This is a genomic window from Actinokineospora fastidiosa, assembly GCF_014648415.1.
GTDB lineage: Bacteria > Actinomycetota > Actinomycetes > Mycobacteriales > Pseudonocardiaceae > Actinokineospora > Actinokineospora fastidiosa.
This window is the reverse complement of record NZ_BMRB01000002.1, coordinates 1,619,852-1,644,225: the sequence shown is the minus strand read 5'-3', so window position 1 is coordinate 1,644,225 and position 24,374 is coordinate 1,619,852. Positions and strand designations below refer to the sequence as shown.

Genomic DNA, 24,374 nt, shown 5'->3' with positions numbered 1-24,374 from the left:
GGTTGTGCTGCGCAAAGTCGTGATCGTCGGGGTCAGTCTGCTGTCCCTGGTCGCGGCGTGCGCGCTCGCCTGGTGGCAGTGGGACCGGTTCACCGAGGCCAACGGCACCTTCCAGAACCTGGGCTACGTCCTGCAGTGGCCGCTGTTCGGCCTCGCCCCGGCGTACATGTTCTGGCGCTGGCACCGCCTGCGCACCCGCCCGCAGGACCCGGTCGCCGCCGCGCCGCCGCCCCCGCCCCCGCGCCCGGTGATCGACGACTCCGGCGACGACGAGCTCGCCGCGTACAACCGCTACCTGGCCAGGCTGCACGAGAATCAGGAACCCCGATGACACAGAGCGACCCCATGACCGACGAGGAGAACCCGGCCCAGGCGGTGTCCGCCCCCGGGGTGCGCGGCGCCCTCGCCCGCTACCGGGTGCTGGCCTACGTCGTCGGTGTCGGCCTGTTGGCGCTGGTTGCGGCGATGGTGCTCAAGTACGCCTTCGACAACGCCTCCTTCGTGGCGATCGTCGGCCCGGCGCACGGCTTCCTCTACGCGGTGTACCTCGTGGTGGCGTTCGACCTCGCCCTCAAGGCACGCTGGTCGGTCAAGGGCACGCTGTGGGTGCTCATCGCCGGGATGATCCCCTTCGTGTCCTTCATCGTCGAGCGCTCCGTGACCCGCAAGGTCCGCGCCGGGGAGAAGGTCTAGACCCCCGCGACGAGCGCGGGCTCGCGCACGCGCAGCAGGTGGGCGAGCTTGGCCCGGGTGTCGGACTGGCGCCGGGGCAGGTGCAGGAACAGCCGGATGTCCGGCCCGTCGAGCTGCCACGACTGCGTGTCGAAGCAGAGCGACCCGACCTCGGGGTGGTCGAGCTCCTTCACCTTGAGGCAGGCGTCGACGACCTCGTGGCTGTGCCAGAGGGCGGCGAACTCCGGGCTGCGCTCGCGCAGGCCGTTCACCAGGCGGACGAACTCCGGGTCGTCGTAGCGCGCGGCCGCGCCGGTGCGGAACTGCGCCACGGCCAGCCGCCCGGTGCGCGGCGGGTCGACGTAACGGGCGCGGACGGCTGGATTTGTGAAGAAGCTCACCAGCAGATTGGGTTCGGATTCGACAATTCCGAACACCACGGCCGCCGATGTGTTGTATGCGAGCAGGTTCCAAAGGCTGTCGATCACCAGTGCCGGGCTCGGCATCCATTCGTCGACGATTGATCCCAGATCGAGGGCGCGCGGATCGGCCGCGTCGCGCAGATAGGGCGGCGGGTTGATATCGAGCAGCTGGTAAAGGTAGCGGATCTCCGACGGGCTCAGCCGCAATGCCGACCCGATCGCGCGCGCCACCGACTCCGAGACGTTGATGTCCCTGCCCTGCTCCAGCCACGTGTACCAGGACGTGCCGATCCCGGCGAGGACTGCGACTTCCTCCCTGCGCAGGCCCGGAGTGCGCCTGCGCCCGGGCGAAGCGGACAAACCGCAATCACTCGGTCTTAAACGCGATCTTCTGGTGCGCAGAAAGTTGGCTAATTCTTCACGTTTACGGCTTGTGCCCCCTGATCTACCCATGTCAGCGAGCATCGTCGCTCATCTGGTAAATGTCAAGCGGTCATGGTATGAGGCTGCCCGTTCGTGCCGGTCGACCGGCGCTAATGCGAAGCGGAGTAGATGAATAGGAAACAATCGTGAAATGCATCCGATGATCGGCGCCGATTAGCCGACCCTGACCCAGACGCCGAGCGCAGCCGCGGCCAGCACCGCGCCCGTCAGGCACACCGCGGGCCACCCGCCCGCCGCGTAGGCGATGCCGGACGCCGCCGACCCGAGCGCGCCGCCCAGGAAGTACGTCCCGGTGTAGGCCATGGTGACGCGCGCCCGCGCCTGCGGCCGCAGCCGGTAGATGACGCTCAGGTTCGTCACCTGCACGCCCTGGACCCCCAGGTCGAGCGCGATCGCCCCGATGACGAGGGCGGGGAGCCAGTGACCGCCGTCGACGGCCATCACACCCCAGCTGGCCAGCACGAGGGCGAGCAGGACGCCGGTCGTCGCCTTCTCCCTGCCCCGGTCGACGAACCGCCCCGCCGTCCGCGCCGCGATCGCGCCGACGACGCCCAGCAGGCCGAACGCGCCGATCAGCGCCTCGCCCATGTCGTGCGGCGGGCCGCCGAGCAGGAACGCCGACGACGCCCAGAACGCGCTGAACCCGGCGAAGCCGAGGAAGCCGTAGACGCAGCGCAGCCGCAGCACCGGCTCCTCCCGCACGATCGTCGCGACCGACCGCAGCAGCGCGCGGTAGCGCGTGCGCTCGCCCACGGGCGCGTCCGGGAGACGTCGGTGCAGGACGACCGCGAGCCCGACCATCAGGGCAGCCGCCGTGAGGTGCACGGCCCGCCAGCTGCCCGCCCAGTCGGCGACCAGCCCGCCGCCCGCCCTGGCCAGCAGCACGCCCACCAGCACGCCGCTCATCACCGTGCCGGTGGCCCTGCCGCGCTGCTCGGGCGCGGCCAGCGTGGCGGCGAAGGCGACCATGATGGGCGCGACCACCGCGGGCACCGACATCAGGCCGGACAGGACGGTCAGCGCCCAGAGCGTCGGCGCGGCCGCGGACAGCGCCTGGAGCACCGCGACGATGCCCAGCAGCGTGACGACCAGCCGCCTGCGGTCGCGCATGTCCGCCAGCGGCACGACCAGCACGAGCCCGAGCGCGTATCCGGCGGTCGTCACCGTCACCAGCTGGGACGCCGCGCCGCTGCCGACGCCGAACTCGCGCGCTATCGCGGTGAGCAGCGGTTGCGCGTAGTAGATGTTGGCGACCGCCATGCCCGCCGCGACGGCGAACAGGGTCACCATTCCGGTGGACAGGCCCGCGTCGGCGGGCAGCCGAACCGGGCCGCGCTCTGAGGCCACGGTCCCCCTCACTCCCGGGTGTGCCACCAGCGTGCCGCAGCGCGCCGGGCGCGGCCAGGCAGCGGGCGTCCCCCGGTCGGCGGGTACTGGTAACAACAGGACCAGGCACTTCCGGCCGCGCCTCAGCACACTGGGTAGCGAGACCACAACGCCGGGAGATGACGTCGATGCGCTTGGCCGCCCTCGCCGCCGTGCTGCTGACCGCGGCCTGCGCCGCTCCGGCGCCGACCGCGCCGGTGCGGCCCGCGCCCGCGCCTTCCGTGCCCCCGCGATCCGCGTCCACCGCCACGACGACGCCCGAGCAGGCGGGTTGGCGACCGCTCGCGCAGGCCCCGTCCGAGCGGACCGAGGTGACGGCCGCCCGCGCGGGCGGGGAGGTCGTCGTGGTCGGCGGCCTGGTGGACGACTGGACCCCGCTCGCGCTCACCGAGGTGTACGACATCGCCGCCGACCGCTGGCGGACCGGCCCGGAGCTGCCGGTCCCCGCGCATCATGCCATGTCGGCCACTGTGGACGGTGCGGTTCACGTCTTCGGCGGCTATGACGCCGCCCGCGACCCGCTGACAGCCGTCCACCGCCTCGACGGCACGACGTGGACCGCCCGCGCCCCGATGCCCGAGCCCCGGGCCGCTGGCGTGGCGGTCGCCGTCGGCGGCCGGGTCTACCTCGCTGGCGGGATCGGCCCGGACGGCCTGGCGGAGCACATGCTGGTTTACGACGTCGCCGCCGACAGCTGGTCCACCGCCCCCGGCCCGCCGACCGCGCGCGAGCACCTGGCGGGCGCGGCGATCGGCGGGACCGTGCACACGATCGGCGGCCGCGCGGGCGGAAACCTGGCCGCGCACGAGGTCTACGACCCGGCGCGCGGCGAGTGGTCCACGCGTGAGCCGCTGCCCACGCCCCGCAGCGGTCTGGGCGCGGCGACGCCGTGCCCGGACGTGGTGGTGGCCATCGGCGGCGAGGGCGCGTCGACGTTCGCCCAAGTCGAGGCCTACTCGGCGGACACCGGGACGTGGGCATCGCTCACCCCGACCCCGCACCCTCGGCACGGACTCGGTGTCGTGGCGGTGGACGGCGCGGTGCTCACCTTCGCTGGCGGTCCGCGCCCGGGGATCACCGCGTCCGCGACGGCCGAGGCGCTGGGTGTCGACTGTGGAGCATGATCACCTCGGCCTGCGGACGCGGCGACTGATGGCGCAGGTGAGCCGGGCCGAGCAGGTGCGGCGCCCGGCGTCGTCGGTGATGGCGATCTCGTACGTTGCGCTGGTGCGGCCCTCGTGCAGCGGCGTGGCGACGCCGGTGACGATGCCGGACGCGACCCAGCGGTGGTGCGTGCACGACAGGTCGGTGCCGACGGCCTGGCCGCCGTCGCCAGCGTGCAGCCACGCGGCGAACGAGCCGAGCGTCTCGGCGAGGGCCGCGTTGGCGCCGCCGTGCATGATGCCGACGGGTTGCCGGTTCCCGGACACCGGCATCGTGCCGACGACCAGTCCCGGCCTGCACTCGACGAGCGTGATGCCGAGCTTGGCGATGAGCTGTTCAGCCTGGTAGTCGGCATTCACCTGCACGGGGAAGAGGTTCGTGGACACGGGCAGGCCCTTCGCGGGAATCGGTGGGTCGGTCCAGTGTGTACGGGCGGGCGCGCGGCCCGGCATTCGTTTGTAGCCCACATCACCGTGGTGTTCGCGGTACCTGTTTGGCCGTACATGTACAAAGCAGCGCAGGCTCGCTCGTCGCTCTCGGTGATAGCTTCGGGGTGAGCGGCGGCCATAGAGGTCCGAATGGGTGACCGGCCCGCTCATCCCTTGTTTCTCGGTGTTACGAACCGTGCTCGGCGATTGGACGGCTGGATGACGCATCAGACTCTGCCGCGCGAAACCCTGGCGCGCGCGACCGTGGACGACTACCTCGGCGACGGCGCCAAGCGCTTCTTCTCCGCCGGATACCGGCGCGTGGACTACGCCTTCGGGCCGGTCACCGTGTCCGTCCGGGCGGCGGACGACGCGACGGTGGCCACGACCGTCGGCCTGGCCTACCCGGTCGACTGGTCGAAGAAGACAGCGTCGGCCGACCTGCGGCCGCACCTGAGCACCATCGACGCCATCCTGCTCGGCGTCCAGCTCGCCGAGCTCTGCCTGGTCTCGGCGTTCCGCCCGGATCCGGCGGCGCACCGGGCCATGTGGGTGCGCCGGATCAAGATCCGGGCGGGCCGCGCGCCCGAGGAGGACCTGGGGGAGCTGCCCCTCGGCGCGCGGCTGCGCGGGACTTCTGACGGCGTCTCCGTTGTGGACGGCCAGGTGGGCGCCATGCGGGTGCGCTGTGAGGTCGTGCACGGGGGCGGCGACGTCCACATCGGACGCGCGGAGTACGCGCACCCCGACGTGCTGCTCGGCCCGGCCTCCCAGCGCTACTACGGCAGCGGTTTCGCCACAGCCGTCCACCGCATCGACGCGTTGGCGGTCGACGTGCCCACCCTGACGGCATCCGGTGTCGTCCGGCTGGACCAGTCGACCGCGGACCAGGGCATCGAGGGCGCGTACAGCCCGGCGCCCACGACCGTGGACGCCTTCGCCACCGGCCTGCAGCTCGCCCAGATCCTGCTCTACGAGCACGACTCCATGCGCCGCAGCGAGAGCAACACGCTGTGGATGCGCTCGACCGTGCTCGACGTCCCGCGTCCCGACCGCCCGATGGCCGACGCGCTGCCGCTGACCACCACGCTGCGCGACCCGGCGCTGATCGACATGGACGGCGGCCGCTGGCGCACCGCGCAGATCCACTGCGACCTCGCGGGCATCACCTTCACCTGCGCCGTCGCCCACGCCCTTCCGACCGACCACTGAAACGGACAACGATGAAGCTCGCCATCTCCGGCACGTACTCGTCCGGAAAGACCCTGACCTCCTACGCGCTCGCGCACTACGTCGGCATCCCGCGCACCCGCGCCCGCACCATGCGCGAACTGCTGCCCTTCGCCGTCCCCGGCAAGACGCTGGAGCAGTGCACCGGCGCTGAGCTGATCCAGCTGATCGTGCGCAGGCACGTCGAGCGGGTCGTGCACGAGAGCCACCTGACCGACGGCTTCGTCTCCGACGGCTCGTCGCTGCAGGAGTGGCTCTACGGCTCGGTGCGCGTGATCGTCGGCATCAACCCCAACGACTCCGTGCACCTCGGTGACATGGAGACCGTGGCGAAGACGCAGGAGATGCTGTTCTTCGAGCAGGTCATGGACCAGCTCGGCGTCGCCATCAAGGAGCACGTGCGCACCACCTACGACGCGTTCGTGCACCTGCCCAACGAGCTGGAGCTGGCCAAGGACGGCCACCGGCCGGTCAACGAGCGCTTCCGCAGGCTCGCCGACGAGGGCATCGCCAAGGCCATCGACGAGCTGGGCATCCCGCGCCACGTCGTCGGCGGCACGCTGACCGAACGGCTGCTGCGGATCGTGGAGATCTTCGGCTTCCAGCCGGTCATGGACGTCGACACCGCCATCGAACGCGCGCAGGAGGAGTACCGGGCCGTCGACATGACGATCGAGTCCGACCGCGCGTGGGCCGTGGACAAGGCGTCCTGATGGGCCGTGCCGCCGTCCTCACCGGGATCGGGTCCGCCGTGCCGGACCGGGTCGTCACCAACGACGCGTTCGCCGCCCGGATGGACACCTCCGACGAGTGGATCCGCTCGCGCACCGGCATCCGCGAGCGCAGGCTGGTCGAGCCCGGCACGGCGACCAGCGACCTGGCCGTGCTGGCCGGGAGCCGGGCGATGAAGTCGGCGGGCGTGGCCGACGTGGACGCCGTCGTCCTGGCCACCACGACCCCCGACCACCCCTGCCCGGCCACCGCGCCGACGGTGGCGAGCAGGCTCGGCCTCGGCGCCGTCGCCGCCTACGACGTCGCCGCGGTCTGCTCCGGCTTCCTCTACGGGCTGGCGAGCGCGGCCGGGATGATCGCGCTCGGCACGGCCGAGCGGGTGCTGGTGATCGCCGCCGAGGCGTTCAGCACGATCATCGACCCGGACGACCGCGCCACCGCGCCGATCTTCGGCGACGGGGCGGGGGCGGTCGTGCTGGCCGCGGGGGAGCAGTCCCAGCGCGGCGCGCTGCTCGGCTTCGACCTCGGCAGCGACGGCGCGCTGGCCGACCTGATCATCGTGCCCGCGGGCGGCTCGCGGATGAAGACCGGCGCGTCGCCGTCCGACCACTTCTTCACCATGCGGGGCCAGGCCGTGTTCAAGCACGCGGTGCTGCGCATGGCGGAGTCGTCGCGGACCGTGCTGGCCCGCACCGGATGGCCGGTCGACGCGGTCGACTGGCTCGTGGGGCACCAGGCCAACGTGCGCATCCTGCGCGCGGTGGCCGACCAGCTGGGCCTGCCCCGGGAGAAGGCGTTCGTCAACGTCGAGCGCTTCGGCAACACCGCGGCGGCGTCCATCCCCATCGCCCTCGACGACGCCGTCGCCGCGGGCCTCGTGAACCCGGGCGACCGGGTGCTGCTCACCGCGTTCGGCGGCGGCGCCAGTTGGGGCGCGGTGACCCTGGAGTGGCCGGACCCGGCCTGATCGGAAGGACACAATGGACACTGCAACGACCACGAGATTCCTGGAGCTCTTCGCCGAGAAGGCGGAGCTGACCGTCGACGAGCTCGACCCCGGCCTGACCTTCGACGAGCTGGGACTGGACTCGCTGCACCTGATGGAGGTGGCGCTGGCGGTCCAGAAGGAGTACGGCGTCGCCATACCCGAGGGCGACCTGCACCACGAGCAGACGCTGCGCGAGGCGCTGGACTACCTCGACGCGCGGACGCGCTGACATGGCCCGCCGAGCGGCGTTCTTCGACGTCGACGGGACGCTGATCACCGTGACCAGCCTGTTCCGCTTCCTCGCCCACGACATGGCCGCGCGCGGGGAGCCCCGGCGGCGCTACGACGACGTCATGGCCGCGCTGGCCCGGATGAAGGCGGCGGGCGCGGGCCGGGAGGAGTCCAACCGCGCGTTCTACGCGGCCTTCCGCGGCCGGCCGGTCGCCGAGCTGGCCGCCGAGGGCGCGCGGTGGTTCGCCGAGGAGAACGCCGCGGGCGGGCTGTTCCACCCGCACGTGCTGGCCCGGCTGCGCGCGCACGCCGCGGCGGGCGAGCTGATCGTGCTGCTGTCGGGCTCGTTCGCCCCGTGCGTCGCGCCGATCGCCGAGCACGTCGCCGCCGACGTCGTGGTGTGCACGGAGCCCGAGCAGGTCGGCGGCCGCTACACGGGCGCGGTCGACCGGCCGATGGTCGGCGCGCGCAAGGCGCAGGCGATCCACGACGTCGCCGTCGCCCATGGCCTCGACCTTGCCGGCTGCCACTCCTACGGCGACGACGCCTCCGACCTGGCCGCGCTCGCCGCCGTCGGCAGCCCGGTCGTGGTCGGCGACGACCTGGTCCTGACCGCCCACGCCCACCGGCACGGCTGGGCCAGGGTGCCGTCACCCACACGATGAGGAGATCCGGATGAAGGTCATGATGACCACCGCGGCGGGCGAGGCGAGCGCGGTCTTCGCCCCCGCCACCGTGCCCCAGCCGGTGCCGCTGCCGACCGAGGTCGGCGTCCGCGTGCACGCCGCCGGGGTGAACCCGGTCGACTGGAAGATCCGCGCGGGCGTCTTCCCGCCCGGCGCGCTGGGGCCGCACCCGTTCGTGCAGGGCTGGGACGTCGCGGGCGTGGTGGACGCCGGTCCCCGCGTCACCCGGTTCCAGCCCGGCGACGAGGTGCTCGGCCTGCTGTGGTTCCCCCGGCGCGCCGGGGCCTACGGCGAGTACGTCACCGCGCCCGCCCGCCAGTTCGTCCGCAAGCCCGAGGCGATGACGATGGTCGAGGCCGCCGCGCTGCCGATGGCGGGCCTGACGGCCTGGCAGACCCTGGTCGACGTGGCCGGGATCGGCGCAGGCGACCGCGTCCTCATCACCGCGGCCGCGGGCGGGGTCGGGCATCTCGCCGCCCAGATCGCCCGGGCGCGCGGCGCGATCGTGACCGGGACCGCCCGCACGGCCAAGCACGCGTTCCTCGCCGATGTCGGCGTGGACGAGGCGATCGACTACACGCTGGTCGATGTCGGCCGGACCGTCCGCGACCAGGACGTCGTCCTGGACCTGCTGGGCGGCGACACCACGATCGAACTGCTGTCCTGCCTGCGTCCCGGCGGCCTGCTGATCCAGCCGATCGGCGTCGTCAGCCCGCAGGTCGCCGCCCGCGCCGCCGACCTGGGCGTGCGGGTCACGCCGTTCCTGGTCGAGCCGGACCACGCCGGGCTCGCCGAGCTGACCGCCCTGGTCCAGGACGGCGCCCTGCGCGTGCACGTCGAGCACGTGTTCCCCCTCGCCGACGTGGCCAAGGCCCACGAGGCCGGCGAGACCAACCGCACCCTGGGCAAGATCGTCTTGTCCGTCGTCTAAGGAGAACGATGTCCACCCCGACGACCATCCGCGACACCGCCACCACCATCAGCGAGTTCTTCACGCGCTTCGGCGCGGGCGACCGCCCCGGCATGGTGGACCTGTTCGCGCCCGACGCGGACTTCTCGGTCCCCGGCGCCCCCACGGTCCCCTGGACCGGCGAGCGCACCACCACGGCGGCGATCGACGAGTTCCTCCGCATCGCCCTGGAGGACATCGCGACGGAGAAGTTCGACATCGACCAGATCATCGTCCTGGGCCAGGACGGCGTGGTGCTCGGCGCATTCGCCCACCGCGTCACGGCGACCGGCAAGGTCTTCGCCAGCCGCTTCGCCCTCCACATCCGGGTGTCGGACGGGCTGATCACGCGGTACCACATGTTCGAGGACAGCTACCGAGCCGCCCTGGCCTGGGAGTCCTGATGGTGCGCCTGATCGACCGAGAGGACCTCCGCGCGGCCATCGACGACGGCGAGGTGTCCGTTGTGGACACGCTGTCGCGGATGAGCTGGGCGGCCCGCAGGCTGCCGGGAGCGGTGCACCTGCCCCCGTCCGACGTCCGCGCCGATGTGGTCTCGTCACTGCTGCCGGACCGGGGGAGGATGGTGGTGACGTACTGCTCCAACCACGGCTGCACCGCCAGCCTGCGCGTGGCGGAGGCCCTGGAATCCCTCGGCTACACCAACGTCCACCGCTACCGGCCAGGCCTGAGCGACTGGATCGCCGCTGGGCTTCCGTTCGAGTCGTCCCCCTGACCCTGGTCCGGCCTCGAACGGAGACAGCCGCCCGTCCCTCCGGACGGGCGGCTGTGCCGGTCGGCAGGGGACAGGCGTTGCCTTGAGCGGGGCGTGAACGGTGGCGGGCAGGCGACTCGCCCTCGCCGCGGGATCAGCCGACCCGGCGCAGGTCCCGCACCTCGGGGTGCGGTCGGTATCCGCTGGCACGGTAGGTGGCGACAGCCGCGGAGTTGGCGCCTTCGGCGCACACGGTCGCGCTGGATGCGCCCATGTCCCGCAGGGCCGCGGCGGCGGCGACCGCGATCGCCTTGCCGTAACCGTGTCCCTGATGGCCGCCGTGCACGCCGAGGGGTTCGATCAACCCGGGCTTCCCCGGGCCCGCTGACCACACAGTCGTGGCCGCGACCGCCGCGCCCTGGTCGTTGTACCCGACCAGGCAGCGGGCATCGGCGTACGGTGTCCCGGCGGCCATAGCCTGCCAACGCTCCACGCTGAACCTCGACCCCGCGAACGCCGCGCGGTGGACCGCGACCCGGTCCTCGACCCGTTCGGGGCCCACCACCTCGACCCGCAGGCCGCTGTCCGCCACCGGTTCGCCCAGGTCACGCGCCATCGGGATCCACGGCGCATCCGGCTCCCAGCCGTCCTCCTGCAGCAACTCCCGGAAACGGCCCTCCCAGAGCGCTTCGACGCAGGCCTTGTCTGCCGTCAGCACACCGCGTTCGGGTCGGGTGACGTCCTCAGCCATCCGCCGGGCGAGCGCTTCGTCCTCCCGCGCTTCCGGCGCGACGGCCAGCCGCACCAGTTCCGGGCCGTCGATCAGGCCGACCGCGAGGATCCGGTCCTGGCGGCGCCAGGTTCGCACCGCCGCGGCGGTCACCTCCGGGCCGAACTGCCAGTAGAACCCGATGTCCCCCGGGTGCAGCTGCATCGGGGCTCCCTCGTGCCGCCACTGCGCCAGCGCGCGCACGACATCGTCCAGGTCGCCGACACCCGGCGTGCTCACCACGATAGACATCCCGCGATCGAACAAGGCCGCACCCGACCCGTCCACCGATTTTCCGGGTGCCCCCGACCAGCCCACCGCAGGAAACCGGAACCGACGGCCGCAGTGCCCCTCAGACCTCCCGCGGGACCTCCGCCGCTTCCTCCCGCACCGCGGCGGGCGCTGTCCACATGGCCAGGAGTTCCAGGGCCGACTGCGCCGGGCTTCCCGGCTCCGGGCTGAACGTCACCAGCCGCTGTCCGCTCTCGCCGCACACGTCGAAGTTCTCGAAGCGCAGGGGGAGTTCGCCGATCAACGGGTGGTGGAAGCGTTTCACGCCGTGGGTGCGCTGTTTGACGTCGCGGCCCGCCCACAGGGTGCGGAACACCGGGCTCTTCATCGTCAGCTCGCCCAGCAGCGTCGCCAGGGCGTCGTCGTCGGCGTGGCGGCCCGCTGCCAGGCGGAGTTGGCCGACCGTCGCCCTGGCGACGTCGTTCCAGTCCAGGAAGCGCTCCTTGCTCGCCTCGTCCAGGAAGGCGAAGCGCGCCAGGTTGCGGTCGCGGGGGGCGGCCGCGGCGAAGTCGAAGAACAGCTGCGGGGACAGCCGGTTCCACGCCAGCACGTCCATCCGGTGGTTCAGCACCAGCGCGGGCACCCGGTCCAGCATCGACAGCAGCTGCACCAGCTCCGCCCTCGGCCGGTCGGCGCGGGAGCCCCGGGGCGCGCCCGCCCTCGGTCGGGCCAGGTCGTCCAGGTAGCGGCGCTCGACCTCGTCGAGGAACAGCGCGCGGGCCAGCGCGTCCAGCACGGCGTCGGAGGGCTTGCTGGCCCTGCCCTGCTCCAGCCGCACGTAGTACTCCACGCTGATGCCCGCCAGGGCGGCGACCTCCTCCCGCCGGAGCCCGCTGACGCGGCGTCGGGTCAGGACGTCGATGCCCGCCTGGTCCGGGGTCAGCCGGGACCGCCGGGACTTGAGGAAGCGGCCCAGCTCGTTCTGGTCGGCCATGCGTCCAGTCTGCCCCACCTCGCCCGTTCCAGCCTGGGTCTGCTGGTACCAGCCAAACAGCCCCCGGCCGTGAAAGGCCGGGGGCTGCAAGGGGAAAGACGATCAGACGCGGGCGGCCCGCCGCAGGAAGAAGCCGATGACGATCGCCCCGGCGAGCACGATCAGGGCGTCGATCGCCAGCGCGTGGCTGGTCCCGCCGAGCACCGCGGCCGCCGGGCTGGACGTGGCCGAGAGCGAGTCGATGCGGGCCGTCGCCACGGCGCTCATGATCGGGATGCCGATGGTGATGCCGACCTGCTGGGTCAGCGAGGTCATCCCGGTGGCCAGGCCCTGCTCCTGGTTCGACAGCCCCGACGTCGCCGTGACCATGAACGACACGACGCTCAGCACGTGGGCGAAGCCGCCCACCGCGGTCGCGATGACCACCAGCGCCAGCGAGTCGCGGCTGTCGCCTGCCAGCAGGAGCGCGCCGGTGGCGGCGGCCTGCAGGACGAGCCCGCCGGTCAGCGTCGCCCGGCTGGACCCGAACCGGCCGATCAGCCTCGGCGCGAACACCCCGGCGAAGAACGCCGTGACGCCCTGCACGCCGAACGCCAGGCCGGTGACCAGCGGGGAGTACCCGAGCACCCGCTGCAGGTACAGCGTCATCAGGAAGATCACCGCGCTGAACATGGTGAAGGTGAGCAGCCCGCCCGCGTTGCCCCAGGTCACCGAGGGCCGCCGCAGCACCCTCGGCGACACCAGCGGCTGCTCGACGCGCGACTCGATCAGCCAGAACGCCGCCAGCAGCACCACGGCCGCGGCGAGCGACACCAGCGTGCCCGTGCTGTCCCACCCGTTGTGGCCTGCGGACGTGACGCCGTACACCAGGGCCAGCAGGCCGGTCGTGATGGTGAGCGTGCCGCCGATGTCCAGCCGCGCGCGCTCGCGCTCCTGGTGGCGGGGGATCAGCCCGGGCGCGGCGAGCAGGACGACCACGCACAGGGGCACGTTGATCAGGAACGCCCACCGCCAGCTCAGCAGCCCGGTCAGCACGCCGCCGAGGACCGCGCCGACGGTGAAGCCCGCCGACAGCATGGCGCCGCCGAGGCCGATCGCCCGCTGCCGCTGCGGCCCCTCGGGGAACGACGTCGTCAGCAGCGCCATCGCCACCGGCGCGAGCACGGCGGTGGCCAGGCCCTGCCCGACCCGCGCGACCAGCACCGTGGTGACGTCGTCGGCCAGGCCGCCCAGCAGCGACGACCCGCCCAGCAGGACGATCCCGCCGAGGAACATGGGCCTGCGGCCCACCAGGTCGGCGACCCTGCCGAACAGCAGCGTGAAGCCCGCGGAGGTGAGCGCGAAGACCGTCACCACCCACTGCAGGTTGGACAGCGACATGCCCAGGCCCTCGCCGATGTCCGGCAGGGCGACGTTGAGGATCGAGAAGTCCAGGGCGACGGTGAACTGGGCGACCAGCAGGACGGCGAGCAGCAGCTGCCCGCGCCTGCCGGTGCCCGGCGCGGTCGCCTCCGGGCTGACGGAAACAGTGGACATGGGCGCCCCAAGGAGTCAGAAGTGGTTAGTCAGAGTCAAAAGCGGCGTCAGGACAGCAACAAGGGCGGCTTGTTACCGGTACCGCCGGGGAGACCCACGCGCGTCGAGCGCAGGAAGTCGGTCACCGCGCCTGCCCCAGCGGGGGAGGCCTTGGCGGCGATGTGCCCGTCCGGCCGCACGGCGACGACGGCGGGCGCGCCGCCCAGCAGGCGGCGCAGGTTGTCCGCCGCGCGGCCGAAGAGCGACCCCAGGTCGTGCACGGTGTGCTCGGTCGCCAGGGCGGCATGGGCCTGGGCGCGGAGCGCGGGCCAGTCCCGCGACCCGGTGTCGCCCGGCCACAGCAGCACGGTGAAGTCGTGCAGGTCGAGGGCGGGCAGGCCGGGGAGCACCGCGGGTGGGGCGAAGACCGGCAGCCGGTCGCCGACCTGGGCGGGCACGCGCACGCCGCGGAACAGCGCGCCGCCGGGCTCGTCGCCGTAGGTGAAGTCGGTCTGGGCCAGCAGCGGCGCGAACCGGCGCTGCAGCACGCCCAGCCGGTCGGCCGCGGCGAACACGGTGTCCCGCTGCAGCGCCTTCCACCGGCTCGGCGCCGCGCCGAAGCGGATCTGCGCCGCGGAGGTGTCGGCGACCCGGCGCGCCGCGGACCGGCGCTCGGGCTCGTAGGAGTCCAGGATGGACTCGCCGAAGCGCCCGGCGACCACGCCGCCGAGCTTCCAGCCCAGCTCGACCGCGTCCTGCAGGCCGATGTTCATGCCCTGCCCGCCCGCCGGGCTCACCACGTGCGCGGCGTCGCCCGCCAGGAAGCAGCGGCCCCGGCGGTACTGCTGGACCACGCCGCAGCGCGGCCGGAAGGAGTTGGTCCACAGCGGATCGCCGAGCCGGATGTCCAGGCCGGTGCGCTGGGAGATCATCGTCCGGTACATCTCGGCAGGCGGGCGCTGCTCGCCCTCGGCCCGGTGCGGGATGTTGCCCGCGATGCGGAACATGCCGTTCTTCAGCGGCACGATCACGCCGATGCCGGTGCGGGAGTAGTAGTACTGCACGGTGTTGGGCACCGGCCCGTCGATCGGGAAGTCGCCGATGCCGTAGGTGATGTCGATCGGGTCGGCCGCGAAGGTGATGTCCAGCAGGCCGCGGGTGGTGCTGCCCGCGCCGTCCGCGCCCACCAGCCAGCCGGGGCGGACGGTCTCGGTCGTGCCGTCGTCGTGGCGCAGCTCCGCGGCGAGGTCGCCCTCGGGGTCGTGGACGGCGGTCAGCTCAACGCCGCCCTCCACCTCGCCGCCGAGCTCACGCAGCCGGTCGAGCAGCACGGCCTCGGTGTCGTTCTGGGCCAGCGTGAGGATGAACGGGTACGCCGTGTCCGGCAACCGGTCGATGTGGACGGTGCCGCGCAGGCGGCCCGACGAGAAGTAGTCGACGGCGGGCAGCAGGTGCCCCAGCTCGACCATGCGGTGGCTGACCCCGATGCGCCGCAGCTGCTCCAGGATCCTCGGCCAGATCAGGATCGCGCGGGACTGCGTGCCGCCGACCGCGGCCGCCCGTCGCCTGCGGTCGACGACGCGCACCGCGACGCCCTGGTGGCGCAGTTCGCACGCCAGCACCAGGCCGACGGGCCCGGCCCCCACGATGAGCACGTCAGTTCGCTCGGTCATGCCGCCGACGCTAACACCGCGTATCCGCCGACTACCTGCCGTCATTTGTACTGGTACCGAGGCCACCAGGCAACGGGGTGGTACTGGCAGACCCAGGAACCCTGATACGGGGAAAAGTCGGGCGTGGTTGTCCACCCGGGAGCGCAATAGCGTCGATCCCGAGCGCCGTGAACGGCGTGACCAGGGAACGGAAAGGTAACCCGACCATGTGCCACAGCACTGACAGCAGGCCGCCCGCGTCGCCGATCGACGGCGCCGTCGCCGAGACCGCCCTGCTGGAGCTGACCTCCGCCGACGGCACGGTGTTCTCCGCCTACCAGGCCGTTCCGCAGACGCCGAACGGGATGAACGTCGTCATCCTGCCCGACGTGCGCGGCGTGCACCCGTACTACCAGGCGCTGTCCGAGCGGTTCGCCGAGGCGGGCTTCCACGCGATCAACATCGACTACTACGGCCGCAACGCGGGCGTCGGCGTGCGCGGGGACGACTTCGACTGGGAGAAGTACCTGCCCGAGGTCACCCCCGACCACATCCGCGCCGACGTGGCCGCCGCCGTCGAGCGGGTGCGCGAGCTCAACCCGGGGCCGGTCTTCACCGTCGGCTTCTGCTACGGCGGCAGCGAGTCCTGGCGGCTCTCCGCAGGCGACCTCGACCTCGCGGGCGTCATCGGCTTCTACGGCCAGCCCAAGAACGTGCGCGACCAGCTGCCCGACTTCGCGATCCCGGCGCTGCTGCTGATCGCGGGCGCGGACGTGGCCACCACGCAGGAGGACTTCGCAGCGTTCTCCGCCGAGCTGGCCGACGCGGGCAAGACCCACGAGATGTACGTCTACGACGGCGCGCCGCACTCGTTCTTCGACCGCGCCTACGGCCAGTGGGCCGACGCGTGCTCCGACGCCTGGCAGCGCATCCTCGACTTCACCCGCCTGCACGGCCGGGTCGAAGCGCCCGCCTCCGCGTGATGAACGAGCGCTTCGATCGCGGCGTCGCCGCCATCGACGGCCTCGGCGGCGGCTACCAGGCGATCTTCGAGCCGATGGCGGACGTCGCCCCGGACCTGAGCCGCTTCGTCGCCGAGTTCGCCTTCGGCGACCTCTACAGCAGGCCGGGGCTGGCACCCCCGCAGCGCCAGCTGCTCACCATCGCGACGCTGATCGCGCTGGGCGGCACGGACCGGCAGCTGTCCTTCCACATCGGCGCCGCGCTGCACGTGGGGGTGGAGCCGCAGACGATCGTGGAGACCATCTACCACTGCCTGGCCTATGTCGGCTTCCCCCGCACGGTCAACGCCATGCACACCGCCAAGGAAGTCTTCGCCAAGCGCGGCCTGCTCCCGCTCAAGGCTGAGCGGTAGGGGCCTTGCGCAGGACGGCGGCGGCGGGCAGCAGGGTGGCCAGCGCGGTCAGCGCCGCCGCCCCGCCGACGATCGCCAGGTAGATCCACAGTGGACCGGACGGCGCCGGGTCGCCGGTCAGCGCGATGCCGAACGGTCCCAGGGTGAGCGCGGCGACGGCGGTGCCCAGCGCGATGCCGGAGACCGCGACCAGGCTGGCCTCGGCCGTCACCATCCGCAGGACCTGGCCGCGGGTCGCGCCGACGAGCCGCTGCGTCGCGAACTCGCGGCGGCGCTCGGTCGTCGCCACGATCAGGGTGTTGACCAGGGCGACCACGGCGTAGCCGACGATGATCGCGACCAGCAGGTGGTTCACGAGGGCGCCGGTGTTGTCGCCCGCGCGGGCCAGCACCTGGGCGCGGTCGGCGACGACGCGGTCCGGCCCGGCGAGCGCGCCCGGGTCGCCCCGGACGAGCACCTGCGGGACCAGCCCGGTCGTCGTGTGCGGCAGGAGCAGGTCGGCTGCGACGTAGGCGCTCTCGAACCCGGGCGTGGCCGCGACCGTCCCGACCACCCGCGCGGTGATCTCCTCGCCGTCCCCCAGGCGCAGGCGGATCTCCTCCCCCACGGCGCGGTCGAGGGTGTCGGGAAGGATCACGGCGTCGCCGCCAAGGGCGGTGAAGGACCCCGAGGTGAGGGTGTCCGCGGTGACCTCGGCGGCGGCCGCCGGGGTCACCCCGCGCAGCGCGAGCGCGGTGGTGTCCGCTTCTCCTTCTTCTTCCCCCTCGTCCGACTCGACGAGGTGGCCGTGGCTGGTCACCAGCGCGGAGGCCGCGGTGACGCCCGGGGCCGAGGCGATCTCGGCCACCGCGTCGGGCGCCAGGCCCCCGGGCGCGGTGACCACGGCGTCGGCGCGCAGCGACTCGGCGAACAGCCGCTCGGCGACCTCGGCCTGGGTCACCTGCAGGTAGATCAGCGCGGTGGCCAGCCCGGTGGCCAGCATGACCGGGGCGACCGCGGCGGCGACCCGCACCCGCCGGGCCCGGGCGTTGAGCACGGCGAGCCTGCCCGGCGCGCCGGTGACGGCCCGCAGCGGACCGCCGAGCACGGCGAGCAGCACGCGGGTCAGGCCGGGGGCGAGCAGGGCGAGCCCGCCCGCCCACAGCAGCGCCGACGGTCCCGCGGTGCTCGCCGCGACCGGCCCGGACATGACCGTGGCCGTGACGATGGCCAGCGCGAGCGCGCCCGCCAGCGCCAGGACCGCGATGACGAGCCGGGCGGGGGAGAGCCAGCGGCGGGGCAGGGCGGACTCGGCCAGCGCGTCGGTCGGCCGCGCCCGGGTGGCCGCGCGGGCGGCCACGGCCGCGGCGGCGACGGCGGCGAGCAGGATCGACCCGGCGGCGACCACGGCGGGCAGCCAGCCCGCGCGGAACTCGATCTCCGGCACGGCGACGCCCGCGTCGACGAGCCGGTCCAGCAGCCAGCCGCCGAGCGCGTCCCCGGGCGGCCACGCCGCCGCCCCGGCGAGCACGGCGACGACCAGCGTCTCGCCGATGACCATCCGGCGCAGCTGACCCGGCGTCGCGCCGACGGCCCGCAGCAGCGCCATCTCCCGGTCGCGCTGGCGGATCGCGAGGCTGAGCGTGCTCGCCACGACGAACCCGGCGACCATGAGCGCGACGCCGCCGAAGACCGCGGCCACCGGGATGATCCGGGCGCTCGCGCCGTGGGCGTCGAACACCTCGGCCAGGCCCCGGTCGTCGCCGGTCAGGGCGACCGCGCGGTGCCCGGCGAGCGCGTTCTCCGCCGCGGCGCGGATGGCCTCCGGATCGCCGTCGCCGACCAGGGCCACCGCGTCGACTCGGCCGTCCAGCATCCGGATGGCGGCGGCGTCGGTGAAGTACACCGACGCGCCGTCCGCGCGGACGGTACCGACGACCCGGAACTCCGCCGGTTCGCCCCGGACTGCCATGCGGACGCGGTCGCGGTCGCCGAGCGCCGCGTCGAGCACGACCTCGTCGTCCGCGCTCGGCGCGCGACCGCCGACCAGCTCGGCCGACCCGAGCCCGAGCGACCCCCAGCCGTGGCCGACCACGGGTGTCCCGTCGATCACAGCGGGGACCGACACGTCCGGCACGGCGACCACGCCGGGCAGCCCGCCCAAGGTGTCCATAATGGAGGAATCGAGCCGCACCCGCTCGGCCAGCGGCTCGGACTCGCCGGGGTTGTCCTGGTCGCCGGTCACCACGACCGCGGCGCCAGCCAGCCGGTCGGCGGGCACGGCGGTCCTGATGCCGGTCTCCAGCAGCCCGCCGCAGGCCAGCACGACCGCGCCGCCGATGAGCAGGGCGAGGAACGAGGCCGCGAACGACCCCGGACGGACGCGCAGCGCCCGCAGGGACAGCCGGAACATCAGCGCACCCGCTCCCATGCGCCCAGGTGGGTCATCCGCTCGGCGACCGCGGCGGCCGTCGGCGCGGCCAGCTCCCCGGCGATCCGGCCGTCGGCCAGGAACACCACGCGGTCGGCGTGCGCGGCGGCGACCGGGTCGTGGGTGACCATGACCGCGGTGCCGCCGTCGCGGTCGACGACCGCCCTGAGCAGGGCGAGCACCTCCAGTGCCGTCCTGGTGTCCAGCGCGCCGGTCGGCTCGTCGCCGAACACGACGGCGGGCCGGGCGATGAGCGCTCTGGCGATCGCCACGCGCTGCTGTTGCCCGCCCGACAGCTCGGCCGGCCGGTGCCGCGCCCGGTCGGCGAGCCCGACCCGCTCCAGCGCGGCCATGACCTCCTCGCGCCGCGGCGCGCGGCCCGCGAGCCGCAGCGGCAGCGCGACGTTCTCGACCACCGTCAGCGCGGGCAGCAGGTTGAACGCCTGGAAGACGAACCCGACCCGCTCCCGCCGCAGCACGGTCCGCGCCTTCTCGTCCAGCGCGTCGACCTCGACCCCGTCCAGCACCACCCGGCCCGATGTCGGCCGGTCCAGACCGGCGGCGCAGTGCAGGAAGGTGCTCTTGCCCGAGCCGGACGGCCCCATCACCGCGGTGAACGTCCCCCGCGCGAACCCGATCGACAGGTCGTCGATGGCGACGAGACGGCCGTAGGACTTGCTGACGGAATCTAGGCGCACGACATTGTTGTCCCCCATGGCTTCCAGAGTGGCGCAGCGGCGCGGCGTCCGGGAATCCGGCAGACACCCTTGTGTGAACCCCGCTCGGTGTGCTTAGGGCGGCGCGGTCACGCGAACGTCCCAAAGCGACCTTGGGCCGATCGGCCCATTTGATCAATTGGTCTGGACAACGGCGGTGATCTGCGCTGAAGTGAAAGCACTGGGGCACTGGGGACTCGACCACATTCCGCGCCGAAGCCGATGCGCGGAATGCAACGGCGCACGTCCCCGTCCACCCTCGCCACGCGTGATCGACGAAGGGGAAGACTGTGCGAAGGAGATCGTTACCGACCTTGGCCGCGGCGCTCATGGTGAGCGCTGCGGCCGTGGCGCTGCCCGCTCCCGCCGCGGCGGCCGCGCCGAGCGGACCCGGCGCCGTCCTCGAGGTGAAGCTCAGCGCGGGCCACGGCGTCGGCGCGCTGCGGCAGGCGCTGGCCGCGCCCGAGATCGCCGAGGCGAAGCCGCTGTTCGACCGGCTGGACGAGCGGCTGACCACCCTGCGGGGGAACGGCAGGGCGTCGGCGCCCGGACTGTCGCGCTGGCACCGGGTCGAGCTCGCGCCGGGGGTGGACGCCGAGGCCGCGGCGCGCGAGCTGACCGCGCTGCCCGGCGTCGAGGTCGCCTACCCGCAGCCGAAGGCGGGCAACCCCGTCACCCCGGACTTCTCCCCGCAGCAGGGCTACGCCGACGCGGCGAGCAGCAACGGCATCGACGCGGACTACGCCCACACCAAGCCCGGCGGCCGGGGCGGCAACGTCAAGGTCGTCGACCTCGAGCAGAACTGGAACACCCAGCACGAGGACCTCTCCAAGCTGCGCCTGCCCGGCGCGCTGATCCCCAACGGCACCCCGAGCTTCGACCCGGGCAGCATCGACCACGGCACCGCGGTCATGGGCGTGATCGGCGCCGACGACAACGGCTTCGGCGTCACCGGCCTGGTCCCCGACGCCGGTCTGCACTACACCAACGTCAGCAGCCAGGAGAACGGCTACGACCTGGCCAACGGCATCCTGGCCGCCGCGGCGGGCGTCGGCGTCGGCGACGTGCTCCTCATCGAGCAGCACGTCTACGACTGCGGGAACTGGGCGCCCATGGAGGTCTGGCCCTCGGTCTACGACGCGATCGTGACCGCGGTCCAGTCCGGCAGGCACGTCGTCGAGGCCGCGGGCAACGGCAACCAGAACCTCAACAGCTCCTGCTTCGGGGCCCGCTTCCCCTACGACCGCCCCGACTCCGGCGCGATCATGGTCGGCGCGGGCGCGGCCCCCGGCTGCACCAGCCCGGTCCGGACGCGGCTGGGCTTCTCCAACTACGGCACCCGCGTCGACCTGCAGGGCTGGGGCGAGTGCGTCACCACCACCGGCTACGGCGGCCTGCACGGCACCACGCCGAACGACCTCTACACCGCGTACTTCAGCGGCACGTCGAGCGCGTCGCCGATCGTGGCCTCCGCCCTGGCGTCGCTGCTGAGCGTGGCCGAGGCCAACGGCGAGACGCTGAGCCCGGCCAGGGCCAGGGAGATCCTGATCGCCACCGGCACCGCGCAGTCCGGTCTCGACCACATCGGCCCGCTGCCCAACCTGCGCACGGCGATCGACCACTACCTCGCCGACGTGCAGCTGCCCGAGCGCATCGCCTTCCCGGGCAACCGGCAGTCGGAGGTCGGCGAGACGGTGAACCTGGGCCTGCAGGCCTGGGACGGCAACGACGACCCGCTCGTCTACGCCGCGCACAACCTGCCCCCGGGGCTGTCGGTCAACACGGCGACCGGCGTCATCTCCGGCACCCCGACCACCGCGGGCACCTACAACGTCTACGCGTCGGCCACCGACAACTCCGGCCCGATCAGCCAGACGTCGTTCACCTGGACCGTCGTCGAGCCCCCGCCGGTCGTGTGCGAGGCGAACTCCATCAGCTACCCGCTGCCCAACCTGCAGACCGTCAACGTCCCGATCGGCGTCGAGGACTGCGGGGTGCTCGCGGCCACCAACAGCACCGTCGAGGTGCACATCACCCACCCCTACGTCGGCGACCTGTCGATCGACCTGAAGGCGCCCGACGGCAGCGTCTACCCGCTCAAGGCGGCGAACCCCGGCGACTCGTCGGACAACCTGCACGCCGTCTACCCGGTCGACCTGACCGAGGAAGGCGTCAACGGCGTCTGGACGCTGGTGGTGAGGGACCACGACAGCACTGACAGCGGCACCCTGGACTGGGCGCGGCTGACGCTGCAGTCCTGAGCCGGTCCCCGGTGGCGGGCGCGTCCCGCCACCGGGGTCACACCGTCTTGGCGAACCGCCTGATCCAGCGGTGCTGCCAGGGCATCTCGACGGCGCGCGGGTGCAGGTGCGCCCGCGTCCACGCCACCGCGTCCTGTGCGGGCACTCCCGCGAGGACGGCCAGGCAGGACACCGCCGTCCCGGTCCGGCCGACCCCGCCGCCGCAGGCCACCTCGACCCGCGCGCCCGCCTTCGCCCGGGCGTGCAGGTCCCGGATGAGGGTGACCGCGGTCCGGAAGTCGCGGGGGACGAAGAAGTCGGGCCAGTCGACCCAGGCGTGCTCCCAATCCGGCTTGTACTGCCGCAGCTTGCCGTTGCCGAGGTACAGCCCGTACTCCGGCGGCTCGCCGCCCGGCTCCGGCCTGCGCAGCCCCCGCCCGCGCACCCACGCGCCGTCCGGGAGTTGAATGGCGTTGTCCAACATGACTTATGGATACACCTCGCGCGCCATCGCCGCGTCACCTTCGGCCGCGAGCCCGGCCGCCACGCCTGCCCGGTCGGCTTCGGACCGGTTCTGGCTCGCCTTGCGCTTCGCCTCGACGCGGGACACCGCCACCTCGACGCCGACGATCGCGCGCAGCTGCCCGGCGATGAAGCGCTCCGGCGCGTCGTCCACCGCCCACGGCCGGGCCCGCCCGTTCTCGTGCTTGGCGGTCAGGTCCCGGACGACCCGCTCCACCCACTCCGCCGAGTCGTGGAACGTGACCTCGCCGTAGACGTGGGCGGTCACGTAGTTCCAGGTCGGCACGACCCTGCCGTGCTCGGCCTTGGTCGCGTACCAGGACGGCGAGACGTAGGCGTCCGGGCCGCGGACGATCACCATCGCCTCGCCGAGCACCGGCAGCCGCCACTGGTCGTTGTTCCGCGCCAGGTGCCCGCGCAGCGTCCCGTCGGCATAGACGAATGGGAGCAGGGTGGCGCGCAGGCCCTCCGGCGTCGCGGTCACCAGGTCCGCGGCGCCGACGCCGGTGAGCATCGCGGTGACGTCGTCGTCGGACATGGCGAAATGGGTGGGGACGTACATCCAGCACCTCCGGCGGATGCGGAAGGGGCCGCCCCGCGCGCTGCGAGACGGCCCCGTTCCCTGATCGGGCCTAGAGCGACCTGCGCACCCGGTACGGCGGCACCGAGCAGCCGCGCAGGGCGTCGGCGTCAATCGTCTCCGGGCGGTAGGGCAGCGTCTCCAACCGGGCGACCATGCGCTCGGTCGTGTCCGGGACCTCCTCGGCCATGCCGAAGAGGAACGCCCACTCGTGCTCGTCGGAGCCGTAGTAGACCGTCGTGCCGAAGACCTCGTGGAAGCGGCGCCACGACCGCAGCAGCGTCTCGTTGCGCCACATGGTCTGGCAGCCCGCCTGGCACACCACGACGCCACCGGGAGCGAGCACGGACTTGCAGCGGGTGAGGAACTCCTCCTCGTACAAGCGGTTGTGCTGGGCGAACTCCGGCCGCTCGTCCGGCAGGTCCACCAGCACGATGTCGTACTTCTCGGTGGTCTCGGCCAGGAACTGCCAGCCGTCGGCGTAGTGCACGCGGACCGGGCCGTCGCCCGCGACCGCGCGCTCCAGCTCCTCCGGCGTGTAGCCGTACGGCAGGTGCTGCGCGCACAGCTCGACGGCCTGCCGGTCGATGTCGACGTGGTCGACGACCGAGGCCCCGGCGGCCACTGAGATCTGGCTCACAACACCCTCGCTGGAGCCGACCACCAGCACCCGCTCGACCTTCGCCGCGAGCAGCAGCGCGGGCACCAGCAGCGCCTCGTGGTAGGTCAGCTGGCTGAACTCGGTGCTCTGCCGGTCGTCGTCGCAGAAGAGGCTGACGCCCTGCGCGGTCCTGCCGATGACCAGGTGCTGGAACTGCGTGCGGGTGTCGACGATGACCTCGGGCATCTGCCACACCCTGGTCATCCCGGCGCCCAGCGGCTCGACGATGGTGGTCACGCGACCACCCCGGCGGCGGGCACCTTGTGTCCCCTGTGGACGGTCTGGATGGTCGCCTCGCGGGCGCCGAGGCGGTCGCGCAGCAGCGCGGCGGCCAGCTCGGGGTCGGCGGTGTCGCCGCAGGTGAAGATGTCGACGAACATCGAGCCGATCTCCGGGTACGTGTGGATCGAGGCGTGGGACTCCGAGAGCAGCGCCAGCACCGTCACCCCTTGCGGCTCGAACTGCTTCGAGATGACGTCGCAGACCGTGGCGCCCGCCTGCCGCAACACGTCCTCCAGGGTCGTATGGAGGAAGGCCAGATCGTCGAGCTTCGAGGCGTCGACACCTTCGAACTCGGCGAGTACGTGACGACCGGCGAAGAAGCCTACGCCCGCTGCGGGCGTGAGGTCGTGCGCCATCTATCCAACCTCCTACGGGGGTGT

Annotated in this window: 27 protein-coding genes; 14 read left to right on the top strand and 13 right to left on the bottom strand. The window is 72.9% G+C overall.

Features of this window, described 5'->3' with window-relative positions; genetic code table 11:
• The first annotated feature begins 4 nt into the window (after window positions 1-4).
• Together IEY98_RS17465 and IEY98_RS17460 are read left to right on the top strand one after the other, a co-directional pair.
• Window positions 5-331, top strand: a complete 327-nt coding sequence (locus IEY98_RS17465) for a hypothetical protein (RefSeq protein ID WP_189211462.1) — start codon at window positions 5-7, stop codon at window positions 329-331.
• A gap of 14 nt (window positions 332-345) precedes the next feature.
• A complete protein-coding gene (locus tag IEY98_RS17460) occupies window positions 346-693 on the top strand; it encodes a DUF3817 domain-containing protein (protein ID WP_189211864.1) in 348 nt (115 codons plus the stop codon).
• Here IEY98_RS17460 and IEY98_RS17455 read toward each other — a convergent pair.
• Both IEY98_RS17455 and IEY98_RS17450 read right to left on the bottom strand, forming a co-directional pair.
• Window positions 690-1,547: a helix-turn-helix transcriptional regulator gene (locus IEY98_RS17455; protein WP_268244597.1), complete on the bottom strand. Its 858-nt coding sequence runs from the start codon at window positions 1,545-1,547 to the stop codon at window positions 690-692. The two genes, IEY98_RS17460 and IEY98_RS17455, sit on opposite strands and share 4 nt — an antisense overlap.
• A 144-nt stretch (window positions 1,548-1,691) precedes the next feature.
• Window positions 1,692-2,885: an MFS transporter gene (locus tag IEY98_RS17450; RefSeq protein WP_189211460.1), complete on the bottom strand. Its 1,194-nt coding sequence runs from the start codon at window positions 2,883-2,885 to the stop codon at window positions 1,692-1,694.
• 158 nt (window positions 2,886-3,043) lie between these two features.
• Between IEY98_RS17450 and IEY98_RS17445 the strand changes: the two genes are divergently transcribed.
• Window positions 3,044-4,048, top strand: coding sequence for a Kelch repeat-containing protein (locus IEY98_RS17445; RefSeq protein ID WP_189211459.1), 1,005 nt, complete (start codon window positions 3,044-3,046; stop codon window positions 4,046-4,048).
• On the opposite strand, the gene IEY98_RS17440 is transcribed toward IEY98_RS17445, so the two are convergent.
• Window positions 4,049-4,474: a hotdog fold thioesterase gene (locus IEY98_RS17440; protein WP_229786988.1), complete on the bottom strand. Its 426-nt coding sequence runs from the start codon at window positions 4,472-4,474 to the stop codon at window positions 4,049-4,051.
• A gap of 261 nt (window positions 4,475-4,735) precedes the next feature.
• On the opposite strand from IEY98_RS17440, the gene IEY98_RS17435 reads away from it, so the two are divergent.
• From IEY98_RS17435 to IEY98_RS17400, 8 genes are read left to right on the top strand one after another with little or no spacing between them, the layout of a single operon-like run.
• Window positions 4,736-5,728: an AvrD family protein gene (locus IEY98_RS17435; RefSeq protein WP_189211458.1), complete on the top strand. Its 993-nt coding sequence runs from the start codon at window positions 4,736-4,738 to the stop codon at window positions 5,726-5,728.
• 11 nt (window positions 5,729-5,739) lie between these two features.
• Entirely contained in the window at window positions 5,740-6,459 is a 720-nt protein-coding gene (locus tag IEY98_RS17430) for an AAA family ATPase (protein WP_189211457.1), read from the top strand.
• A complete protein-coding gene (locus IEY98_RS17425) occupies window positions 6,459-7,445 on the top strand; it encodes a beta-ketoacyl-ACP synthase III (protein ID WP_189211456.1) in 987 nt (328 codons plus the stop codon). Before IEY98_RS17430 ends, IEY98_RS17425 begins: the two co-directional genes overlap by 1 nt.
• A 13-nt stretch (window positions 7,446-7,458) precedes the next feature.
• A complete protein-coding gene (locus tag IEY98_RS17420; protein WP_189211455.1) occupies window positions 7,459-7,695 on the top strand; it encodes an acyl carrier protein in 237 nt (78 codons plus the stop codon).
• A gap of 1 nt (window position 7,696) precedes the next feature.
• Window positions 7,697-8,362, top strand: a complete 666-nt coding sequence (locus IEY98_RS17415; protein WP_189211454.1) for an HAD family hydrolase — start codon at window positions 7,697-7,699, stop codon at window positions 8,360-8,362.
• A 19-nt stretch (window positions 8,363-8,381) separates the two neighbouring features.
• On the top strand, window positions 8,382-9,314 hold the full coding sequence (locus IEY98_RS17410) for an NADP-dependent oxidoreductase (protein ID WP_229787059.1): 933 nt from the start codon (window positions 8,382-8,384) through the stop codon (window positions 9,312-9,314).
• A gap of 8 nt (window positions 9,315-9,322) precedes the next feature.
• Entirely contained in the window at window positions 9,323-9,736 is a 414-nt protein-coding gene (locus IEY98_RS17405; protein ID WP_189211452.1) for a nuclear transport factor 2 family protein, read from the top strand.
• A complete protein-coding gene (locus tag IEY98_RS17400; RefSeq protein ID WP_189211451.1) occupies window positions 9,736-10,068 on the top strand; it encodes a rhodanese-like domain-containing protein in 333 nt (110 codons plus the stop codon). Before IEY98_RS17405 ends, IEY98_RS17400 begins: the two co-directional genes overlap by 1 nt.
• 133 nt (window positions 10,069-10,201) lie before the next feature.
• On the opposite strand, the gene IEY98_RS17395 is transcribed toward IEY98_RS17400, so the two are convergent.
• The 4 genes from IEY98_RS17395 to IEY98_RS17380 form a co-directional block, all read right to left on the bottom strand.
• Entirely contained in the window at window positions 10,202-11,068 is an 867-nt protein-coding gene (locus tag IEY98_RS17395) for a GNAT family N-acetyltransferase (RefSeq protein WP_189211450.1), read from the bottom strand.
• A 100-nt stretch (window positions 11,069-11,168) separates the two neighbouring features.
• The gene (locus tag IEY98_RS17390; protein WP_189211449.1) at window positions 11,169-12,041 is read right to left on the bottom strand and encodes a helix-turn-helix transcriptional regulator; all 873 of its coding nucleotides are present in this window, start codon (window positions 12,039-12,041) and stop codon (window positions 11,169-11,171) included.
• A 102-nt stretch (window positions 12,042-12,143) separates the two neighbouring features.
• A complete protein-coding gene (locus tag IEY98_RS17385; RefSeq protein ID WP_189211448.1) occupies window positions 12,144-13,577 on the bottom strand; it encodes an MFS transporter in 1,434 nt (477 codons plus the stop codon).
• A gap of 47 nt (window positions 13,578-13,624) precedes the next feature.
• Window positions 13,625-15,229 (bottom strand): FAD-dependent monooxygenase, encoded by a 1,605-nt coding sequence (locus tag IEY98_RS17380; RefSeq protein ID WP_189211447.1) that lies wholly within the window; start codon window positions 15,227-15,229, stop codon window positions 13,625-13,627.
• 206 nt (window positions 15,230-15,435) lie between these two features.
• On the opposite strand from IEY98_RS17380, the gene IEY98_RS17375 reads away from it, so the two are divergent.
• Window positions 15,436-16,191, top strand: coding sequence for a dienelactone hydrolase family protein (locus IEY98_RS17375; RefSeq protein WP_189211446.1), 756 nt, complete (start codon window positions 15,436-15,438; stop codon window positions 16,189-16,191).
• On the top strand, window positions 16,191-16,583 hold the full coding sequence (locus tag IEY98_RS17370) for a carboxymuconolactone decarboxylase family protein (RefSeq protein WP_189211445.1): 393 nt from the start codon (window positions 16,191-16,193) through the stop codon (window positions 16,581-16,583). Before IEY98_RS17375 ends, IEY98_RS17370 begins: the two co-directional genes overlap by 1 nt.
• Here the strand turns inward: IEY98_RS17370 and IEY98_RS17365 are convergent.
• Entirely contained in the window at window positions 16,567-18,975 is a 2,409-nt protein-coding gene (locus IEY98_RS17365) for an FtsX-like permease family protein (RefSeq protein ID WP_189211444.1), read from the bottom strand. The genes IEY98_RS17370 and IEY98_RS17365 overlap by 17 nt on opposite strands.
• Window positions 18,975-19,709, bottom strand: a complete 735-nt coding sequence (locus IEY98_RS17360) for an ABC transporter ATP-binding protein (RefSeq protein WP_189211443.1) — start codon at window positions 19,707-19,709, stop codon at window positions 18,975-18,977. Before IEY98_RS17360 ends, IEY98_RS17365 begins: the two co-directional genes overlap by 1 nt.
• 314 nt (window positions 19,710-20,023) lie before the next feature.
• On the opposite strand from IEY98_RS17360, the gene IEY98_RS17355 reads away from it, so the two are divergent.
• Window positions 20,024-21,970 carry a S8 family serine peptidase gene (locus tag IEY98_RS17355; RefSeq protein WP_189211442.1) on the top strand — a complete coding sequence of 649 codons (1,947 nt, stop codon included), beginning with the start codon at window positions 20,024-20,026 and terminating at the stop codon, window positions 21,968-21,970.
• Between the two features lie 37 nt (window positions 21,971-22,007).
• On the opposite strand, the gene IEY98_RS17350 is transcribed toward IEY98_RS17355, so the two are convergent.
• The 4 genes from IEY98_RS17350 to speD form a co-directional block, all read right to left on the bottom strand.
• Window positions 22,008-22,433 carry a protein-tyrosine phosphatase family protein gene (locus IEY98_RS17350; protein WP_189211441.1) on the bottom strand — a complete coding sequence of 142 codons (426 nt, stop codon included), beginning with the start codon at window positions 22,431-22,433 and terminating at the stop codon, window positions 22,008-22,010.
• Between the two features lie 3 nt (window positions 22,434-22,436).
• Window positions 22,437-23,033 carry an FMN-binding negative transcriptional regulator gene (locus IEY98_RS17345; RefSeq protein WP_189211440.1) on the bottom strand — a complete coding sequence of 199 codons (597 nt, stop codon included), beginning with the start codon at window positions 23,031-23,033 and terminating at the stop codon, window positions 22,437-22,439.
• 70 nt (window positions 23,034-23,103) lie between these two features.
• Complete coding sequence (locus IEY98_RS17340; protein ID WP_189211862.1) at window positions 23,104-23,916, bottom strand: spermidine synthase; 813 nt, start codon at window positions 23,914-23,916, stop codon at window positions 23,104-23,106.
• A gap of 29 nt (window positions 23,917-23,945) precedes the next feature.
• Window positions 23,946-24,350: an adenosylmethionine decarboxylase gene (speD, locus tag IEY98_RS17335; RefSeq protein WP_189211439.1), complete on the bottom strand. Its 405-nt coding sequence runs from the start codon at window positions 24,348-24,350 to the stop codon at window positions 23,946-23,948.
• Window positions 24,351-24,374 lie beyond the last annotated feature (24 nt).

Bases quoted from the DNA above. Each gene is read 5' to 3' on its own strand.
- IEY98_RS17460 (WP_189211864.1), top strand. From the start codon at position 346: ATGACCGACGAGGAGAACCCGGCCCAGGCGGTGTCCGCCCCCGGGGTG.
- IEY98_RS17455 (WP_268244597.1), bottom strand. From the start codon at position 1,547: ATGGGTAGATCAGGGGGCACAAGCCGTAAACGTGAAGAATTAGCCAAC.
- IEY98_RS17445 (WP_189211459.1), top strand. From the start codon at position 3,044: ATGACGTCGATGCGCTTGGCCGCCCTCGCCGCCGTGCTGCTGACCGCG.
- IEY98_RS17435 (WP_189211458.1), top strand. From the start codon at position 4,736: ATGACGCATCAGACTCTGCCGCGCGAAACCCTGGCGCGCGCGACCGTG.
- IEY98_RS17430 (WP_189211457.1), top strand. From the start codon at position 5,740: ATGAAGCTCGCCATCTCCGGCACGTACTCGTCCGGAAAGACCCTGACC.
- IEY98_RS17425 (WP_189211456.1), top strand. From the start codon at position 6,459: ATGGGCCGTGCCGCCGTCCTCACCGGGATCGGGTCCGCCGTGCCGGAC.
- IEY98_RS17420 (WP_189211455.1), top strand. From the start codon at position 7,459: ATGGACACTGCAACGACCACGAGATTCCTGGAGCTCTTCGCCGAGAAG.
- IEY98_RS17415 (WP_189211454.1), top strand. From the start codon at position 7,697: ATGGCCCGCCGAGCGGCGTTCTTCGACGTCGACGGGACGCTGATCACC.
- IEY98_RS17410 (WP_229787059.1), top strand. From the start codon at position 8,382: ATGATGACCACCGCGGCGGGCGAGGCGAGCGCGGTCTTCGCCCCCGCC.
- IEY98_RS17405 (WP_189211452.1), top strand. From the start codon at position 9,323: ATGTCCACCCCGACGACCATCCGCGACACCGCCACCACCATCAGCGAG.
- IEY98_RS17400 (WP_189211451.1), top strand. From the start codon at position 9,736: ATGGTGCGCCTGATCGACCGAGAGGACCTCCGCGCGGCCATCGACGAC.
- IEY98_RS17395 (WP_189211450.1), bottom strand. From the start codon at position 11,068: ATGTCTATCGTGGTGAGCACGCCGGGTGTCGGCGACCTGGACGATGTC.
- IEY98_RS17390 (WP_189211449.1), bottom strand. From the start codon at position 12,041: ATGGCCGACCAGAACGAGCTGGGCCGCTTCCTCAAGTCCCGGCGGTCC.
- IEY98_RS17385 (WP_189211448.1), bottom strand. From the start codon at position 13,577: ATGTCCACTGTTTCCGTCAGCCCGGAGGCGACCGCGCCGGGCACCGGC.
- IEY98_RS17380 (WP_189211447.1), bottom strand. From the start codon at position 15,229: ATGACCGAGCGAACTGACGTGCTCATCGTGGGGGCCGGGCCCGTCGGC.
- IEY98_RS17375 (WP_189211446.1), top strand. From the start codon at position 15,436: ATGTGCCACAGCACTGACAGCAGGCCGCCCGCGTCGCCGATCGACGGC.
- IEY98_RS17370 (WP_189211445.1), top strand. From the start codon at position 16,191: ATGAACGAGCGCTTCGATCGCGGCGTCGCCGCCATCGACGGCCTCGGC.
- IEY98_RS17365 (WP_189211444.1), bottom strand. From the start codon at position 18,975: ATGTTCCGGCTGTCCCTGCGGGCGCTGCGCGTCCGTCCGGGGTCGTTC.
- IEY98_RS17360 (WP_189211443.1), bottom strand. From the start codon at position 19,709: ATGGGGGACAACAATGTCGTGCGCCTAGATTCCGTCAGCAAGTCCTAC.
- IEY98_RS17350 (WP_189211441.1), bottom strand. From the start codon at position 22,433: ATGTTGGACAACGCCATTCAACTCCCGGACGGCGCGTGGGTGCGCGGG.
- IEY98_RS17345 (WP_189211440.1), bottom strand. From the start codon at position 23,033: ATGTACGTCCCCACCCATTTCGCCATGTCCGACGACGACGTCACCGCG.
- IEY98_RS17340 (WP_189211862.1), bottom strand. From the start codon at position 23,916: ATGACCAGGGTGTGGCAGATGCCCGAGGTCATCGTCGACACCCGCACG.
- speD (WP_189211439.1), bottom strand. From the start codon at position 24,350: ATGGCGCACGACCTCACGCCCGCAGCGGGCGTAGGCTTCTTCGCCGGT.